This window comes from Streptomyces qaidamensis (genome assembly GCF_001611795.1).
GTDB lineage: Bacteria > Actinomycetota > Actinomycetes > Streptomycetales > Streptomycetaceae > Streptomyces > Streptomyces qaidamensis.
This window is the reverse complement of sequence record NZ_CP015098.1, coordinates 2,469,528-2,487,212: the sequence shown is the minus strand read 5'-3', so window position 1 is coordinate 2,487,212 and position 17,685 is coordinate 2,469,528. Positions and strand designations below refer to the sequence as shown.

Sequence of the window (17,685 nt, the reverse complement as noted above, 5' to 3'; positions counted from 1 at the left end):
GCGTCCGCCCGCGTGGACCGGGCCGACTTCCGACTGTCAGTGGCAGATGGCAGGCTTGTTTCCGTGACCGAGATTGACGCAAAGATCGATGCTCTCGTCCCCGCCTGGCTCACCCTCCCCGACATCGCCGAACAGTTCGGCGTCGAGGTGACGCGTGTGCGGCAGCTGGTCAAGGAGGGCCAGCTCATCGCCGTACGCCGCGGTGAGAACCGCGCGCTGCACGTCCCCGCCGCCTTCATCGACGGGGACAAGGTCGTCAAGGGCCTGTCCGGGACCTTGACGCTCCTGCGGGACGACGGCTTCACGGACGAAGAGATGCTGGAGTGGCTCTTCACCCCGGACCCCAGCCTGCCCGGCACCCCCGCGCAGGCGCTCAGTGAGAACCGTGGCACGGAGGTGAAGCGCCGCGCCCAGGCGCTCGCGGTCTGACCCAACCTCGACCGGACAACCGTCCGGGCCGGACCTGAACAACCGCCCGAAGTGGGGCCGTGACCCGAGGGGCCGCGGCCCCGGGGGCCCGTGCCTGTCCGAGCCGGTGGCCGTCCCCCGCACAAGCCGCGGGACGGCTACCGGGGGCGTGGCCGGACCAGCAGGCAGGCGTAGGGTTTCCCGGGCGTTCGCAGCGGGACAGGGCGTTCCCGCGCCGCACGCCGCCGGTACCCGCGCGGGCGCTCCCGCACGCCGCCGACGCACGGACGGGCCCACCGGCCCGTACGCCACGACACCCAGGGGGACACGCATGACCGGCACCGCCGCCGCCACCGCCCGGGCCCAGCTCGCCGACGCCCGGGTCTACCTCTGCACCGACGCGCGCAAGCGGCAGGGCGACCTCGGGGCGTTCCTCGACGCCGTGCTGACCGGCGGGGTCGACATCGTGCAGCTGCGGGACAAGGGCATGGAGGCCGGTGAGGAGCTGGAGCACCTGGCCGTCTTCGCCGACGCCTGCGCCCGGCACGGCAAGCTGCTCGCGGTCAACGACCGGGCGGACGTCGCGCACGCCGCGGGCTCCGACGTGCTGCACCTCGGCCAGGGCGACCTCCCGGTCCCCGCCGCCCGCGCGCTCCTCGGCGACGACGTCGTGATCGGCCGCTCCACCCACGCCGAGTCCGAGGCCGCCGAGGCCGCCGTCCAGCCTGGCGTGGACTACTTCTGCACCGGCCCGTGCTGGCCGACCCCCACCAAGCCCGGCCGCCACGCGCCCGGCCTGGACCTCGTCCGGTACACCGCAGCTCTCGGCACCGACCGCCCCTGGTTCGCCATCGGCGGCATCGACCTCGGCAGCCTCGACCAGGTCCTGGAAGCGGGCGCCCGGCGCGTCGTCGTCGTACGGGCGATCACCGAGGCCGACGACCCGGGAGCCGCGGCGGCCGAGTTCGCGAAGCGGCTGCGGGAGGTCTAGGCCCTGCCCGAACGCCAGGCCGTGGCCGAAACGGTTGTCCAAGGGATGGACAACAAGTGGACAATCGGGGCAAATCCCGGCCCACGGTTGGGGGACCGACCTCCCCTGGCTAACCTGCCCGTATGGCCCTCGGCACCGCATCCATCAGGTCGGACCACGCCCGCACCGTCCGCGACATGCTCGCGGCCGGCAAGACGACGTACTCGTTCGAGTTCTACGCCCCCAAGACCCCGAAGGGCGAGCGGAACCTGTGGAACGCGCTGCGCCGGGTCGAGGCGGTGGCACCCGACTTCGTCTCCGTGACCTACGGCGCGGGCGGTTCCACCCGCGCGGGCACGGTCAAGGCGACCGAGGCGATCGCCTCCGACACCACCCTCACCCCGATCGCCCACCTCACCGCCGTCGACCACTCGGTGGCCGACCTGCGCAACATCATCGGCCAGTACGCCGACGCGGGGATCCGCAACATGCTCGCCCTGCGCGGCGACCCGCCCGGCGACCCCATGGGCGACTGGGTGCCGCACCCCCGCGGTCTCGCCTACGCCGCCGAACTCGTCGAGCTGATCAAGGCGTCCGGCGACTTCTGCGTGGGCGTCGCCGCCTTCCCGGCGATGCACCCGCGCTCCCTCGACTGGGACACCGACGTCCGCCACTTCGTCGACAAGTGCCGGGCGGGCGCGGACTACGCCATCACGCAGATGTTCTTCCAGCCGGAGGACTACCTCCGGCTGCGCGACCGGGTCTCGGCCGCCGGCTGCGACACCCCGATCATCCCCGAGGTCATGCCGATCGCGAGCGTGAAGACGCTGGAGCGGATCGGGTCGCTCACCAACGCGGCGTTCCCGGCCGCCCTGAAAGAGCGGATCCTCACAGCACAAGACGATCCGGCCGCTGTACGCTCCATTGGTATCGAATTCGCCACGGAGTTCTGTGCGCAGCTGCTCGCCGAGGGGGTGCCCGGCTTGCACTTCATCACGCTCAACAACTCCACCGCGACACTGGAAATCTACGAGAACCTTGGCCTGCACCGTTCACCGCAGGCCTAGACCGTTCGCACCGGTATACGACACACTGCGTAGCGGCCACTGGGAGAGGGGCGTACATGGGCTGGGCGGTCCTCTACATCGCGTTCGGCATCGTCGCGCTGTGGCTGCTGGGCGAGGTGCTGCTGCAGTACAAGGCGCGGCTGCGCTGGCGGCTGCTGGCCTTCGTCGGGTTCCTCGGTGTCGTCGTCGGTGTCCTGATCCCCTCGGTCGTCGTGATCGGCCTCGGCGCGGCCGCCTTCGCGGTCGGGCAGACCTACGTCACGCTGTCGTTCCGCAGCGGCTTCGCGGCCGGCTGGGCGATGAGCGCGCCCGCGCTGGGCGGCAGCAAGCGCCGCCGCGGTGAGCGCGGCCGCCAGGAACCGACCCTGGAGGTCTCCGGCCTGGAGGCCGAGGGCGGCTACGACGACGAGCCCGGCGCCTACCGCCGCGACGCCGCCGCCTACGGCCAGGACGACGACTACGACCGCGACGACGTCTTCACCCCCGCCCGCCCCGTCCACCAGCCGACGGCCGCCGAGACCACGGCCGTCTACGAGCCGGAGCCCATGCCGGAGGACACCGGCTCCTACGGGACCTACGACAGCGGGTATCAGGCCACGGGCCAGCAGGCCCACGACCAGTACGCCGCCCAGGCCGCCGACCAGTCCTACGCCTACGACTACTCCGGCTACGGCCAGCAGCAGGGCTACGACGACACCGGTCAGCAGCAGTACGCTGCCTACTCCGACCCGTACATCGGCTCGTCGAACTACGGCCAGGGTACGTACGAGGGCACCTACGGCGACCAGCAGTACTACGGCCAGCAGCAGGGCTACGACGCCACCGGTCAGCAGCAGTACGCCGGCACCTATGGCGGCGAGACCCCGCCCGGCGGGGTGTGGGTCCCGCAGCAGCGCAACACCGACGAGTACGGGCAGGAGCTGCCGCCGGAGCAGCCGTACCCGTACCAGGGCGGCGGGCAGCAGCCGCAGGGCAACGGCTTCGACGAGCAGTACCGTTTCTGAGGCTGCGTCTTCTGAGGCTTCGGTCCCGCAGGGGCGTCGCGTTCACTGCGAGCCGCGGAACTCCGGCCCCTCCACGATCAGTCCCGCGACCAGCGCGCCCGACATGCCCGCGTGTGGCAGTCCGCCGCCGGGGTGGGCCCAGCCGCCCACGGTGAACAGGCCGGGCACCTGTGTGCCGTTGGACGGATGCAGCAGCCGCCCGCCGGCCGCCGCCAGGGCCGGCACCGGCACCGCCCCGCCCTCCGCACCCGTCTCGTCCGCGGTGTCGGCCGGGGTGCGCGCCTCGTGCCAGAGGAGGCGGTCGCGCAGGCCGGGTACGGCGCGTTCGGCGGCGGTGATCATGTGGTCCACGAGGTCACCGTGAGGCCGGCCGGGCCGCGCGGGCACCGCCGTCGTGACGGTGACCGCCTCGTGGTCAGCCGGGGCCAGGCGGGGGTCGTCGGGCCGTAGCACCGTGACGGTCGGACGGCGATTCCCGGCGGTCGTGCCGAACAGGGCCTCCAGCTCGGCCTCGCGGTCCGGGGTGTGCACCACCGTGCGGTGTGCCGTGCCTGCGGGGCGGGGGCCGCGCAGGGCGAGCAGGAGCGTCAGCCGGCCGGCCGCCGCGGGCTGTGGCGGAACCTCGCTCTCGCCCCGTACGAGGGTGCCCGCCGTCAGCCGGGCCAGGATGCCGGGTGCGACGCCGGCGACCACGAAGTCCGCCTCCGCGGCCGACCCGTCGGCGAGTTCCACCCCGGATGCCCGGCCGTCCTTCTCCAGCACGCCGGTGACCTCGGCGCCGAAGTGGAACTCGACCCTGCGGGCAAGGCACCGCTCGTACACCGCCCGCGCCAGCTCGCGCAGGCCGCCGCGCACGTACCAGGTGCCGAAGGCGTGCTCCATGTACGGCAGAACGGCCGCGCTCGCCGGGGCGGCCCGGGGGTCCAGGCCGTATCCGAGGGCGTGGCTCTCCAGGAGTGCCGCGAGCCGGGGGTCGCGCAGCTCCCAGGCACCGACCTCGGCGAGTGTGCCGGCCCGCCGGGTGCGCAGCAGCCGCTTGTGCGGCACCGACGGGTAGGGCTCGCGCTCGGCCAGGACCTGCCAGTTCGGCCAGAGGGGCTCCTCCAGCAGCGGCCGGCGGGTCCGGTCCCAGGCCTCGCGGGCCCGGACCAGGAAGTCGCCCCAGCGCTTCCCGGCGCCCTGGCCGAGCCCCTCGTCCAGGGCGGCGACGACGCCCGCGCGCGAGGCGTTCGGCAGCGCCACCTCGGTGCCGTCCGCGAACACGTGCCGGGACGACGGATCGACCTGGACCAGCTCGACGCGGGACTCCAGCGGCTCCTTGCCGGTCTTGACGAACAGGTCGCGGTAGACGGCCGGCAGCGGCAGCAGAGCGGGGCCGGTGTCGAAGGAGAAGCCATCGCGCTCGAAGCGGCGCAGCGCTCCGCCGTAGGTGTCCGTCCGCTCGTACACCGCCACCCGGTGGCCCGCGACGGCCAGCCGGGCGGCGGCCGTCAGCGCGCCCATCCCGGCGCCGATCACCGCAATCCGTGCCATGCGGCGACTTTATCGGCCCCCACCGACAGCCCTCGCCGACGGCCCCCACCGACGGCCCCCACCGACGGCCCTCGCGACGGCCCCTGCCGTCGGCCTCCGAGTACGGGCGCGGAGGTGATCGTGACCAGGCGGCGACACAGCGCTGTGGGGCCCCGTGCGCAGGCCTGAGTATCCGTACCTAGCCGGCGAGTTGAGTACGCGCGCGGATGGGGGACGACCAGCGCGGAAGGGAGAGTGGAGACACGGAGAGGGGCTCGGCTCCGGCACCGGCGACACGGGGCGCCGGAACGGAGCCGGCCCACGATCCGCTCCTTCCGCCGGCGGTGCCGGCGGGAGCGAGGCACGGGGGAGAACCGGGGACGACCGCAACGGGGGTCCTGCGGGGGAACGTACGGGGGAGCAGGAAAACGGGGGAGCACGGAAGGCGCCGGTTCGAGGTGGCCCGCGGGGGACGCGGCCACAGCGGACCGGCGCTTTCGCGCGGTCGCCGCAGGGGCGGGTCAGCGGCAGCCGCTCACCCGCCCCTGGAGCAGCCGCGACAGGGCCGCGTGGACGTCGTCCAGGGAACGCTCCGCCTGGAACGACTTCCAGTCGAGCGCGGCGACCAGGACCATGCCGACCAAGGCCGCCGCCGTCAGCGGCACGTCGATCTCCTCGCTGAACTCGCCGTTGCCGACACCCTCGCGCAGGACGTCCTCCACGACCGCGACGGCCTGCTGCCGGACCACCATCAGCGTGGACTGCCAGGCCCGGTTGGTGCGCCACAGCTCGGCCACGTACAGCTGGGTGAAGGCCGGGTAGCGGTCGATGAAGACCAGCCCCGCGCGGATCATCGCGTCCAGGGCGTCGACCTTGCTGCCGCCCTCCCGCGCCGTCCGCTCGGCCGCTTCCCGCAGGGAGGCGGTCAGCAGACCCACTCCGTGCCGCAGCAGTTCCTCGAAGAGGACGGACTTGCTCGCGAAGTTGTAGTAGACCGTGCCCTTCGCGACCCCGGCACGCTCGGCGATCTCGTCCACGGTCGTGGCGGAGAACCCCTGCTCGGCGATGAGCGTGACGGCCGCCTCGTAGAGCTTCTGCCGGGTGGCCTCGCGGCGCGTGCTGCCGCCCGACGCGGCACTGCTGCTTTCCATGGCCCTGATTGTCACAGGAACCTTTCCGGGGGACGTGACGGCGGGGAGGTCGGCGGGCACGGAGGCGGGGCTCACAGGCTCAGTTCCGGGTGCAGCCGGTCCAGCGTCCACACCTGGCGCCGCCGGGCCGCCACGGCGGTCAGCGCGAGGGCGCCCGCGGTGAACGCCGTCAGCACCACGCACGCGTGCCACACCGGTTCGAGACCACCGCCCGTGATGAGCCGCCTCAGGGCCTCGACGACGTAGCTCATCGGCAGGAACGGGTGGAGCGCGTTGAAGAACCCGGGGCTGGTCTGCACGGGGTACGTGCCGCCCGCCGAGGTCAGCTGGAGCATCAGCAGCGCGAGGACCAGGATCCGGCCCGCCGCCCCGAAGCGCGCGTTCAGCCACTGCACGATCGCCGCGAAGCACGCCGTCACCAGGAACAGGAAGCCCACCGTCCCGGCCGCCCGTGCCATCTCCAGGCCGACCGCCCAGTGCAGCACCGACATCAGCGCCACCGTCTGCAGCACCCCGATCGCCGCCACCGGCAGCCAGCCCGCCAGCGCGATCCGCCACGCCGGGGCGCCCGCCGCCAGCGCGCGCCGGTTCATGGGCGCGATCAGCATGTATGCCACCATCGCGCCCACCCACAGGGACAGGGGGATGAAGTACGGCGCGAATCCGGTGCCGTAGTTGGGCGCCTTGTGCAGGTCCTGGGAGGCGAGCCGGACGGGGTCGGCCATGACCTCGGTGCGCCGGTCGCGGTCCTGCTCGTCGTAGTCGGGGATCTTCTCCGCCCCGTCGTGCAGGCCGCCGGCGAGCTTCCCTGAGCCGCCGACGAGCTTGTAGATGCCGCCGTTGAGGTCGTCGGCGCCCGTCTTCAGCTTGCCGACGCCCTTGTCCAGGCCGACGGCACCGGTCTTGGCCGTGCCGATGCCCTTGTGCAGCTTCTTCGCCCCCGCGGCGACCTCGGCCGCGCCGTCGTTCAGCTTGTTGATCTTCTTGACGGCGTCGGCGAGGTCCTCGGAGAGGTGCGGGGCGCGGTTCGCGAGGGCCTGCGACTGCTTCTGGAGGGTGGCGAGGTTCTTGTCGAGCTTGTCCAGGTCGCCGTCCTGGTCCGCGATCAGTGTGTTGAGGTCGTCCGCGATGAGGGTGACGTCGGCGGCGGCGTCCTTGGCCTTCTTCAGGTCGGAGCAGGCGGCGTCGGGCAGGACGGGGTCGTCGCAGCGCCGGGCGTAGACGTCGTTCAGCGTGCCGGAGGCCGCGCGGGCGCCCTTGGCGGCGGTCGGGGCCGTCTTCACGAGGGTGTCCAGGTGCTTGCGGATCACCCCGGAGGAGTCGGCGACCAGCTGGGCGGTGTCACCGATGGTCTTCTCGTTGCCCTTCAGGAAGGGACCGACCTTGTCGGTGGTGCCGTTGACCCGGTCGGCGAGCTTCTGCGTGCCCTCCGCGACCTGCTTCGAGCCGTCCTCCAGGTCGCCCGCGCCGGTGTGGAGCTTCTTCAGGCCCGTGGAGAGCTTGCCACTGCCGTTCTTGGCCTTCCGCAGGCCGTCGGCGAGGTCCTTGGAGCCCTTCTCGGCCTTGCCGATGCCGCCCTTGAGCCGGTCGGCGCCCTGCGCCGCCTTCACGGTCTTGCCGTGGATGTCGGAGAACGACACGAAGATCTTGTCCAGGAACGACCGGGACGTCTTCGTGGACGCCGCCTGCCGGACCTCGCTGAAGACCGTCCGGGAGATCTGCCCGACGATGTAGTTGTTCGCGTCGTTCGTGTGCACTTGGAGGGCGCCGGTCTCCGGGCTGTTCCCGGAGCTGGAGGCGATCCGCTCGCTGAAGTCGGCGGGCAGGGTGAGCGACAGGTAGTAGCTGCCGTCCTCGACGCCCCGGCGTGCCTCGTCGGCGCTGACCTCCCGCCAGTCGAAGGTCTTGCTGTCGTGCAGGCCCTTCGTGATGTCGTCGCCCGCCGTGATCTTCTTCCCGTCGGCGGTCGCCCCCTTGTCGTCGTTCACGAGCGCCACCGGGATCTTGTCCAGGCGGCCGTACGGGTCCCAGAACGACCACAGGTACAGCGCGCCGTACAGCAGCGGCAGCACCAGCAGCGCGACCAGAGCGGCGCGCGGCAGCTTCCCCCGCCCGAAGCGGCGCAGCTCAAGCGCGGCCAGTCTCGGCGAGCGCATCGGCCTTCTCCTCTCCCTGGTCGGCCTGTTCGGCCTGGTCGGTTCCCTGATCGGCCCGGCCGTCCACGGGGGCCGGCTCCTCGGGGTCGGCGGTGGAGACCTTGACGGCGCCCTCGGGGGCCTCGCTGCACACCGCCACGACCGTCGTCCCGGCATCGGCCAGGGACCTGAGCAGCGCCCAGACCTCCTCCCGCTCACCGTCCGCGAGCTTGAGGTCGGTGTCGTCGATGCCGAGCAGCCGCGGCCCGCCGACCAGGGCGAGCGCCACCGACAGCCGCAGCGCCTCCAGGCGCTCCAGGTCCCGTACGGCTGTGCGCGGCCCCTTGGGCAGCACCTCCAGGTCGAGCCCGGCGGCTTCGAGCGCGGCGTCGACGCGCTGACCGGCCTCGGCCGCCCGCTCGCCACGGGGCCGCAGCAGGCCGCGCAGTGACGCGCCGAACCGCTGCTGGAGCAGCGCCCGCTCCCGCAGGTGCTCACCGACGGTCAGCGCCGGATCGAGGTCGGTGACCCCCGGGACGTGCGCCAGCGCGCTGATGCCGCGCACCGCCGCCATCTGCTTCGGCAGCCTCGCCTCGCCCACCGAAGCCGTGCCCTCCGAGACCTTCATCCGCCCCGTCAGCGCGAGCAGCAGGCACGTGCGGCCGGACCCGGACGGGCCCTCGACCGCGACGAGCGCCCCCGGCCCGGCGTCGACGGAGATCCCGCGGACCGCCCACCCCCGTGGCCCCTTGATCCCGAGGCCCTCGGCGGCGATCCGCACCCCTCCCGCCTGTTCCCCCACGAGTCTCCCCTGAATTTGAACTGACTGGTCAGTGCAAAAACTACTCCGAACCTACGATCGAGGCAAAACAGCAGGTCAGAACGGATTGTCAGTGCCATACCTCACGATGGGTCACATACGGCACTCCGTGACCGGACGCGCCGTCACACAGACGACAGGAGGTTCGTCATGGCCAGCTACCACGCAGCAGCCGCCCGTCGGCGCCGCGCCACCGGCCCTGCCCCCTCACTGAACGGTCCCGCGAGCGACGTGCACCCCGTGCTGCGCCGGGCCACGGCGCCGCCCGCCGCCCTCGATCTGCTCGCCCAGGCCCGCGCGAGCCTCGACGAGGCCACCGCCCTGGAAACTCCGAACGAGCGCTATGCGACGGCCCACCTCGCCGCCCTGCGCACCGCCGCTGCGGTACTCGCCGCCCGGGGACGGCCGGAGACCTCGCCCCGGGCCCGGGCCAAGATCCGGAGCGCCTGGGAAGTGCTCCCCGAGATCGCGCCCGAACTGACCGAGTGGAGCACGCTGTTCGCCGCGGGTGCCCGGCGCCGGGCACGGGCCGAGGCCGGCATCCAGGGCGCCGCCACCGGCCGGGACGCCGACGACCTGATACGGGACGTGGCGATGTTCCTGCGCCTCGTCGAGCGGATGCTGGTCCTCCAGCCCGTCCTCCCGCAGCCCCGCCCGGACCAGGACCGACCGGAGGGCCCCGGCTCAGGGAGGGACATGCCGGACGCGGGCTGACCGGGCAGCGGCGGCCCGGGCCGGTCGGCGGCCTGGAGCGGCCGGCGGCTCCGGTCCGGTCGGCGGCCGGGGTCCGGTGGAGAGCCCGGGTTCGGTCGGCGGCCCGGGGGAAGCGCCTGACCAGAGGGCCGTCCCGGCACCGGGTCATCCGGGCGCCGCGGCGTAGGCAATAGGGTGGGGGGACGCCTGAAGTCTTCCCTCCCCGTTGGCCGGGGCCGGGAAGACGCCCCGTTCACGCCGCCGCGCAAGAGGCGGTGCCGCGCCGAGGAGTCAACTGCCGTGTCGGACCCGATGCGCCCCCGCGCCTCACTCCGTACCGCCGTGGTCTGGGAGGTCCTCCAGGACGCCCTGGACCGCCGGGCCAAGGCCACGGGGCGGGAGTCGCTGGACGTCCTCGACACCGGAGGCGGCAGCGGCAACTTCGCGGTGCCCGCCGCCCGTCTCGGTCACCGTGTCACCGTCGTCGACCCCAGTCCCAACGCGCTGTTCGCCCTGGAGCGCCGCGCCGCCGAGGCCGGTGTCGCCGATCGGGTCGAGGGCCTCCAGGGCGACGCCCACGGCCTGTTCGACGTGGCCGAGCGCGGTGGTTACGACGTGGTGCTGTGCCACGGCGTCCTGGAGTACGTGGACGACCCGGCCGAAGGCGTCCGCAACGCGGTGGCGGCCCTGCGCGCGGAGGGCGTCCTCAGCCTGCTCGCCGCCGGCCTCGGTGGTGCCGTGCTGGCCCGCGCCCTCGCCGGGCACTTCAAGGAGGCCCGGCAGGCACTCGACGACCCGAACGGACGATGGGGCACGGGTGACCCCGTCCCGCGCCGCTTCACCGCCGAGCAGCTCACGGGCCTGGTCGAGGCCGCGGGTCTGCGGGTCGGTGCCGTGCACGGGGTGCGGGTCTTCGCCGACCTCGTGCCCGGCGTCCTCGTGGACACCGAGCCCGGAGCGCTGGAAGCGCTGCTGAAGCTGGAGGAGGCCGCGGCCGAGCTCCCCGCCTTCCACTCCGTGGCCACGCAATTGCACGTGCTCGGTGAGACCGGCGGGACCGGTGCGACAGGTGGGGCCGGCGATACCGATGGGGCTGCCGAGGCCTGAGCCGCTTCGTGAGGCACCACCGCTGATCAGCGCCTTGGCTGCGCATGGAGTACGCCACAGGCCCCCCGAATGGAGGCGGCGCGCCGTATGATCGAGGGAGACCGTTCCGGCATGACGGGTCGGCCGCCGGGGAATGGAAGCCTCAGCGAGCCGGGACGCCATGGCGGGGTCCGGTTGGTCAATTGGCGCAGAGGGGCGGGTTTCACGGGGGCGATTCCCTGCCTATCCTGAAGGGACCCCCCGGGTCGCCCCGGCGACTGCACGATGAGGAGGACTCCGTGCCGCTCTCGGAGCACGAGCAGCGCATGCTCGAGCAAATGGAGCGAGCGCTGTACGCCGAAGATCCCAAGTTCGCGACAGCGCTTGAGGGAAGCGGGCTGCGCACGTACACCCGGCGACGGGTCTACCAGGCGGTCGCCGGCTTCCTCGTAGGTATCGCGCTCCTCATGGCTGGAATGGTCGCCAAGCAGGTCTGGCTCAGCGTCGTGGGCTTCCTCGTCATGCTGGGCTGTGCGGTGCTCGCCGTCACCGGCTGGCGCAAGGCTCCCAAGCCGGGTGAACAGGCCGGCGGTGCCGCCGGGCCCCAGGCCCGCCGACAGGGCCGGCAACGCCGCTCCGTGATGGACCGCATCGAGCAGCGCTGGCAAAAGCGCCGCGACGAGCAGGGCGGCCACTAGCCTTCCGCGCAGCCTCTCCAGGCCTACGTCCGCATACGTACGTCAGGGGGTGACCACCGAGCCGGTGGTCACCCCCTGACGCATGCGTCGGCAGCCGGGGCCAGGCTCTCGCAGCCCTCGCAACGACCGGCCCACCCGACCGGCCATACCGGAGGTCACACCGTCGGCCGTCCCCGGTGGGCGAAGGCTGCCCCGGCCCCCCGGTGGGCGAAGGCTGCCCCCGGGCCCCCGGTTCGTGAAGGCCGGTCCGGCCCCCGGGTACGCGAAGGCCGGCCGGCCCCCTCGCGCCGACCGGCCGGAGCCGCTCGTATCCCTCAGCCCTGCTGGCCCGACGCCTTCCGCCAGGTCGGCCGCATCGCCACGGCGCGCTCCCGGACCCCCGTCCACCAGGCCGACGCCGTCCACACCACCCGCACGGTGGAGCGGGGAGCCACAAGCGCCCGGAGCCGGGCCGGGCGGCCGGCCGCCGCGCTGAGGCCCGCCGTCGCACGGCGGACATCGTCCGTGAGGCCGGCTACCGGGCGGGGATGCGGTGCGTACAGGACCTGCTCCACGGCGTTCGCCACCCGGTGCACCGAGGCCGCGGCCGCCGCGTCGAGGTCGCCCAGCCGGACGATACGGGCGGCCGTCTTGCGCGGTGTCTGCGACTCGTCCGGCGTGATGCCGAAGTCCCACGCCGAGTCGGTCAGCTCCTGCCAGAGGGCCAGTGTGTGCCGCGCAGCGTCCGCCTCGCTGCGGCCGTGCGCCCCGAGCCGTACCGTGCGCGTGCGCAGCCGCCACAGCATCGGCGCCAGGGGGAGTGCGAGGACGGCGAGACCGGCGAGGGCCCACACCAGGAAGGCGTACCACTTCGGGCCGTCGTCGTCCGTGGGCAGCGCCGCCTGCGGTGACTCGCTCGCGCAGCCGCCGTCCAGCTTCTTCTGCTCCGGGGTGCAGGACTCGCTCGCCGACGGCGCAGAGGAGGGCGCGGTGGACGTCGTCTCGGACGGCCGCACCGGGTCCGGCACCGAGCTGTCGGGGCTGTCCGGCAGGGTGTAGGACGGTATCGAGCCGCGGTTCGGGGTGGGCTCGAAGCGGGTCCAGCCCACGCCCTCGAAGTACAGCTCCGGCCAGGCGTGCGCGTCGCGCAGCCCCACCGACACCGAGCCGTCCGCCTGCGGGGAACCGGGCGCGAAGCCCACCGCGACCCGGGCCGGGATGCCCAGGGAGCGGGCCATCGCCGCCATCGCGAAGGAGAAGTGCACGCAGAAGCCCTGCTTGTCCTTCAGGAAGCGGGCGATGGCCTGCGAGCCGCTGCCCACCTGCACCTGCGTGTCGTACTCGAAGCCGCCGGTCACGGCGAACCAGTCCTGGAGCTTGACCGCCTGGTCGTACGGATTGGCGGCGCCCGCGGTGACCTGGCGGGCGGTGCGGCCCACCACCGACGGCAGCGAGTCGGGCAGCTCGGTGAAGTCGCCCTCGATGTCCGCGGGCGGCGGCCCCGCCGCGGCGAGCTGCTTCGCCGTCGGCTGCATCTCCAGGCTCTTGACCTGGTACGTCAGGCCCCGCGTGTTCTGTCCGTGGTCGCCGACCAGGGTCATGCCCACCGGCTCGTAGCGCCAGTTGCCGCTGATGCGCACACCGCTCGGCGGGAACGGCATGGGCAGCCAGTCCTGGGCGTACCAGTCGGCCGCCGTGATCGTGGTGTCGACCTCCCTGCGCTTCACGTCCGGGCTGAGGCCGACCGGGGCCGGGAAGGTGCCGTCGGGGACGGCGGTGATGGACCGCCGGGACGGCTTCCACGTGGTGCCGTCGAAGTCGTCCAGGGACACGATCCGCAGATACAGGTCCGAGACGTCTTCCATCTTCGTCCGCACGGACAGGACCTGCTGGTCCTCGTCCGCGTTCAGGCTGTCCCGCAGCGACACCAGCGGGTTCACGGCGGAGATCGTGCCCCCGCCGCCGGGGCCGCCGCCCGCGCCGGCTCCCACGGAGTCCAGCAGGCCGCCGTTCATCGCGGGCAGGCCGAGCGGCACCACCAGGGCGATGCCCAGCGCGACCACGCCGATGCGCCGTCCGGTGCGAACCGGGGCGACCGCGCCGCTCGGCTCCCCGCCGGACGTGCGCTGAGCACCGCCGAACACCCGGCCCCACTGCGAGAGCCGGTCGCGTCCCTCGGCCAGGAGCAGCATCAGATAGCCGGCCGCCGCCACCACGAACCACAGCCAGTCGGTGCCCCCGTCGGACAGCCCGGCGGCCACGGAGTACAGCGCGAGCAGGGGCAGCCCGGCCGGAGCGGCGCTGCGGAACGTCACCGCGAGGGTGTCCACCAGCAGTCCGATGACCAGGACCCCGCCTATGAGCATCAGCCGGATGCCGTCGGACTCCAGGGGCGCAGGTATCGCGTACCGGGCGATGTCGTCCCCGCCCTGCTGGAGCAGGACCGCGAAGCGGTCGAAGGCCTGCGGCCCGGGGATCAGCCCGGCCAGGGCCTGCTCACGGGCGAACACGAAGGTCAGCAGCGCGACGGTGACCACGGCCTGCGCCGCGACGGTCAGCGGCCGGGCCAGCGGCACCCTGCGGGCAGCGGCACCCACGCCCGACTGCACGGCCAGCAGGAAGGCCGCCTGCACGATCCATGTGGCCGGCTTGACGAGGGGCAGCAGAGCGCACGCGGCCATCAGCGTGGCCGCCCAGGCGCCCAGCGTCAGTCGTACCCGCCCGCTCATCCCGGTCCCTCCCCGCCGCTCGCGACGGCCAGGCCCCTGCGCTCCCGGTCGGCCTGCCGCCACACCTCGTCCACGGAGGCGCCGCGCGGCACCCGCAGGGCCGTCCAGCCGGCCTCGCGCAGCATGCGCAACCGGTCTTCGCTCCTGTCCAACGGACCCGGGACGTCGCTCGGTTCCCGCACCCAGCTCTCACTGTCCAGCACGAAGGCGACCGCGCCCGGGCTGCGCTGCCGCATCCGGCCCAGCACCGCCGCCTGGTCCTCGTCCAGGTCGCCGAGGAAGGCCACCAGCAGCCCCTCGTTCCCGCCGCGCAGCACGTCATAGGCCCGGGACAGGCCCGCGCCGTCGGAGTGGTCGATCACCGCGAGGGTGTCCATCATCAGCCCGGCCGCGTCCGCCGACTCCTGGCTCGCGCCCGCGAAGCCGTCACCGCCCTCACCGGGCACCGCGTTGCCGGTGTCCGTCAACAGCCGCACGGAGTAGCCCCGTTCGAGCATGTGCACCAGCACGGACGCGGCGCCCGACACGGCCCACTCGAAGGCCGAGTCCGGCCCCGCGCCCTGGTAGGCGATGCCCCGGGTGTCCAGCAGCACCGTGCAGCGGGCGCGCTGCGGCTGCTCCTCGCGGCGCACCATCAGCTCGCCGTAGCGGGCGGTGGAGCGCCAGTGCACGCGGCGCAGGTCGTCGCCGTAGCGGTAGCCGCGCGGGATCACGTCGTCCTCGCCGGCCAGCGCGAGCGAACGCTGCCGGCCGTCGCCGTACCCCTTGGCCTCACCGCTGAGGCGCACGGGCGCCAGCGGCTCCACGCGCGGGATGACAGTGAGGGTGTCGTACGTGGAGAAGGACCGGGTCAGCTCGCACATGCCGAACGGGTCGGTCAGGCGCAGCTGGAGCGGGCCCAGCGGGTAGCGGCCGCGCAGGTCGGAGCGCACCCGGTAGGAGACCTCCCGCCGGCCGCCCGCCTCGACCCGGTCCAGCACGAAGCGGGGCCGGGGACCGAGCACGTACGGCACCCGGTCCTGGAGCATCAGCAGGCCCGTGGGCAGCCGCGAGACGTTGTCCATCCGCAGGTGGACCCGGGCCTCGCTGCCCGCGGGCACACGCGCGGGGGAGAGCCGGCGGCTGCCCGCGACCCGGTAGCGCGTGCGGTACAGCACCGCCGCGCACACCAGCGGCAGCACCGCCAGCAGGAGACCCACGCGCAGCAGATCCGCCTGCCCGAGCACGTACGAGCAGATCGCGGCCGCGACACCGGCGGCCAGGAAGGAGCGTCCGCGGGTGGTCAGACCGGCCAGGGCGGTGCGGATGCCGCTCTTCTCGCCCCGGTCGGCTTCCGCGTCCACCGTCCCCGCGGTGGTCATCACAGCCTCCGCGGCGGCTGCTGGGGATAGGCCGGCGCCGCACGGTCGAGGCCGCCGAAGCCGCTCTGCTGCTGCGGCGCCGCGGTCGGCACCGGAGTGCGCTGCAGGATCTCCTCGACGACCTGCTCGGCGGTGCGCCGGTTGAGCTGGGCCTGGGCGGTGGGCAGCAGCCGGTGGGCCAGGACGGCGACGGCGAGGGCCTGCACGTCGTCCGGCAGCGCGTACTCCCGGCCGCTGAGGGCGGCGGACGCCTTCGCCGCGCGCAGCAGGTGCAGCGTCGCGCGCGGGGAGGCGCCGAGTCTCAGATCGGGGTGCGTGCGCGTGGCGCCGACCAGGTCGACCGCGTAGCGCCGCACCGGCTCGGCGACGTGCACGCCGCGCACCGCCTCGATCAGCTTGAGGATCTCGTGTGCGTGGGCCACGGGCTGGAGGTCCTCCAGCGGCGAGACGCCGCCGTGCACGTCCAGCATCTGCAGCTCGGCCTCCGCGCTCGGGTAGCCGACCGACACCCGGGCCATGAAGCGGTCGCGCTGGGCCTCCGGCAGCGGGTAGGTGCCCTCCATCTCGACCGGGTTCTGCGTCGCCACCACCATGAAGGGGCTGGGCAGCTCGTAGGTCTTGCCGTCGATGGTGACCTGGCGCTCCTCCATCGACTCCAGGAGCGCGGACTGCGTCTTGGGCGAAGCACGGTTGATCTCGTCGCCGATCACCACCTGTGCGAAGATCGCGCCCGGCTTGAACTCGAAGTCACGGCGCTGCTGGTCCCAGATGGACACACCGGTGATGTCCGACGGCAGCAGGTCCGGCGTGAACTGGATGCGCCGCACCGAGCAGTCGATGGACCGCGCCAGCGCCTTGGCCAGCATCGTCTTGCCGACGCCCGGGACGTCCTCGATCAGCAGATGTCCCTCGGCGAGCAGTACGGTCAGCGAGAGCCGTACGACCTCGGGCTTGCCCTCGATCACGCCTTCCACCGACTCCCGCACGCGCTCCACCACGGCGGTCAGATCAGTGAGGCTCGCTCGATCGTCATAGGTCGTCACCCGGCCCTCCTCGGCCTTTCCCGCGCCCCCAAGGAGCACGGGATACCCCATTTTCCCGGGCCGACGCCGCATGACGCGGGCCGGCCCACCCCGAACCACGGACACCACACGTGAATGGTTCCGCGCGACGTCACTCCCGCATTCTTGCTGCCGTTACCGTTTCGTGTCACTCGACTGTGGACAACTGGCCGCGATATGTCGGTCTTACGACCATTCGAACGCGTGACTGACAGGCTTTCGACAGCTACAGCAGGTGGCTTTCCGGGGCGGACGGCCCACGGCGCCCAGGCCCGCGGGCCGGGTCAGGAAGCCGGGTCGACCTCGCGCAGCAGGCCGGTCTTCACGTCGAACACGAATCCGCGCACGTCGTCGGTGTGCGGAACGAACGGCGAGGTCCGCACGCGCTGCATCGACTGCCGCACGTCCTGGTCGACGTCACGGAAGGACTCCACGGCCCACGCCGGGCGCTGGCCGACCTCCGCCTCCAGCTCGTTGCGGAAGTCCTCGGTGAGGCTCTCCAGGCCGCAGCCGGTGTGGTGGATGAGCACCACGCTGCGGGTCCCCAGCTTGCGCTGGCTGATGGTGAGCGAGCGGATCACGTCGTCGGTGACGACGCCGCCCGCGTTGCGGATCGTGTGGCAGTCGCCCAGTTCGAGACCGAGCGCCGCGTGCAGGTCGAGACGGGCGTCCATGCAGGCCACGACCGCTACCCGCAGCACGGGCCGGGCGTCCATCCCGGGGTCCGTGAAGGCGTCGGCGTACCGTGCGTTCGCCTCGACGAGGCGGTCGGTGACCGTGCCGCCGGCCGCTATGGCGCTCTCCGAACCTGTGGGAACCGATGCAGAAGTCGTCATAGGTATGACGTTACTGGTCACACCCGGCCCAGGCCTCCTGTGGGAGTGGACAAAGAATGCCGCTGAGAGGCGGTTGTGAGGTAACCCACAAGAGTGGCGTCCCGGTCTCCGTGCGAACGGCGGCGACGCGCAGGCCGGTTGATTGACCGCGCGACAGGGTGGACTAAAGTGACGC

At 73.0% G+C, this 17,685-nt stretch carries 15 protein-coding genes; 7 read left to right on the top strand and 8 right to left on the bottom strand.

Annotation, left to right across the window (positions count from 1 at the left end):
* Nucleotides 1-63: 63 nt before the first annotated feature.
* The 4 genes from A4E84_RS10875 (at nt 64) to A4E84_RS10860 (ending at nt 3,449) form a co-directional block, all read left to right on the top strand.
* Entirely contained in the window at nt 64-429 is a 366-nt protein-coding gene (locus A4E84_RS10875; protein WP_039932287.1) for an Rv2175c family DNA-binding protein, read from the top strand.
* A gap of 310 nt (nt 430-739) precedes the next feature.
* Nucleotides 740-1,399 (top strand): thiamine phosphate synthase, encoded by a 660-nt coding sequence (thiE, locus tag A4E84_RS10870; protein ID WP_062926363.1) that lies wholly within the window; start codon nt 740-742, stop codon nt 1,397-1,399.
* Between the two features lie 122 nt (nt 1,400-1,521).
* Nucleotides 1,522-2,445, top strand: a complete 924-nt coding sequence (gene metF, locus A4E84_RS10865) for a methylenetetrahydrofolate reductase [NAD(P)H] (RefSeq protein ID WP_062926362.1) — start codon at nt 1,522-1,524, stop codon at nt 2,443-2,445.
* Nucleotides 2,446-2,501: 56 nt separating this feature from the next.
* Nucleotides 2,502-3,449, top strand: coding sequence for an SCO2102 family sporulation regulator (locus A4E84_RS10860; protein ID WP_062926361.1), 948 nt, complete (start codon nt 2,502-2,504; stop codon nt 3,447-3,449).
* Between the two features lie 42 nt (nt 3,450-3,491).
* Here the strand turns inward: A4E84_RS10860 and A4E84_RS10855 are convergent, their stop codons facing one another.
* From A4E84_RS10855 to A4E84_RS10840, 4 genes are all read right to left on the bottom strand, one after another.
* Entirely contained in the window at nt 3,492-4,982 is a 1,491-nt protein-coding gene (locus A4E84_RS10855) for a phytoene desaturase family protein (RefSeq protein ID WP_062926360.1), read from the bottom strand.
* A 500-nt stretch (nt 4,983-5,482) separates the two neighbouring features.
* Complete coding sequence (locus A4E84_RS10850; RefSeq protein ID WP_062926359.1) at nt 5,483-6,112, bottom strand: TetR/AcrR family transcriptional regulator; 630 nt, start codon at nt 6,110-6,112, stop codon at nt 5,483-5,485.
* A gap of 71 nt (nt 6,113-6,183) precedes the next feature.
* The gene (locus tag A4E84_RS10845) at nt 6,184-8,268 is read right to left on the bottom strand and encodes a YhgE/Pip domain-containing protein (protein ID WP_062926358.1); all 2,085 of its coding nucleotides are present in this window, start codon (nt 8,266-8,268) and stop codon (nt 6,184-6,186) included.
* A complete protein-coding gene (locus A4E84_RS10840; protein WP_335340827.1) occupies nt 8,240-9,049 on the bottom strand; it encodes an ATP-binding cassette domain-containing protein in 810 nt (269 codons plus the stop codon). The genes A4E84_RS10845 and A4E84_RS10840 overlap by 29 nt, the downstream gene beginning before the upstream one ends.
* A 168-nt stretch (nt 9,050-9,217) precedes the next feature.
* On the opposite strand from A4E84_RS10840, the gene A4E84_RS10835 reads away from it, so the two are divergent.
* The 3 genes from A4E84_RS10835 to A4E84_RS10825 all read left to right on the top strand — a co-directional run bounded on the left by A4E84_RS10835 (nt 9,218) and on the right by A4E84_RS10825 (nt 11,544).
* Complete coding sequence (locus tag A4E84_RS10835) at nt 9,218-9,781, top strand: SAV_6107 family HEPN domain-containing protein (protein WP_062926356.1); 564 nt, start codon at nt 9,218-9,220, stop codon at nt 9,779-9,781.
* A gap of 279 nt (nt 9,782-10,060) precedes the next feature.
* Nucleotides 10,061-10,867: a methyltransferase gene (locus tag A4E84_RS10830; protein WP_062926355.1), complete on the top strand. Its 807-nt coding sequence runs from the start codon at nt 10,061-10,063 to the stop codon at nt 10,865-10,867.
* 278 nt (nt 10,868-11,145) lie between these two features.
* Nucleotides 11,146-11,544: a DUF3040 domain-containing protein gene (locus tag A4E84_RS10825; protein WP_031108527.1), complete on the top strand. Its 399-nt coding sequence runs from the start codon at nt 11,146-11,148 to the stop codon at nt 11,542-11,544.
* Nucleotides 11,545-11,858: 314 nt separating this feature from the next.
* Here the strand turns inward: A4E84_RS10825 and A4E84_RS10820 are convergent, their stop codons facing one another.
* The 4 genes from A4E84_RS10820 to A4E84_RS10805 form a co-directional block, all read right to left on the bottom strand.
* Nucleotides 11,859-14,252, bottom strand: a complete 2,394-nt coding sequence (locus tag A4E84_RS10820) for a transglutaminase TgpA family protein (protein WP_062926354.1) — start codon at nt 14,250-14,252, stop codon at nt 11,859-11,861.
* Nucleotides 14,249-15,613 carry a DUF58 domain-containing protein gene (locus A4E84_RS10815; protein ID WP_062926353.1) on the bottom strand — a complete coding sequence of 455 codons (1,365 nt, stop codon included), beginning with the start codon at nt 15,611-15,613 and terminating at the stop codon, nt 14,249-14,251. Before A4E84_RS10815 ends, A4E84_RS10820 begins: the two co-directional genes overlap by 4 nt.
* Entirely contained in the window at nt 15,613-16,656 is a 1,044-nt protein-coding gene (locus A4E84_RS10810; protein ID WP_062926352.1) for an AAA family ATPase, read from the bottom strand. Before A4E84_RS10810 ends, A4E84_RS10815 begins: the two co-directional genes overlap by 1 nt.
* A gap of 302 nt (nt 16,657-16,958) precedes the next feature.
* A complete protein-coding gene (locus A4E84_RS10805; RefSeq protein ID WP_062926351.1) occupies nt 16,959-17,510 on the bottom strand; it encodes a beta-class carbonic anhydrase in 552 nt (183 codons plus the stop codon).
* Nucleotides 17,511-17,685: the final 175 nt, after the last annotated feature.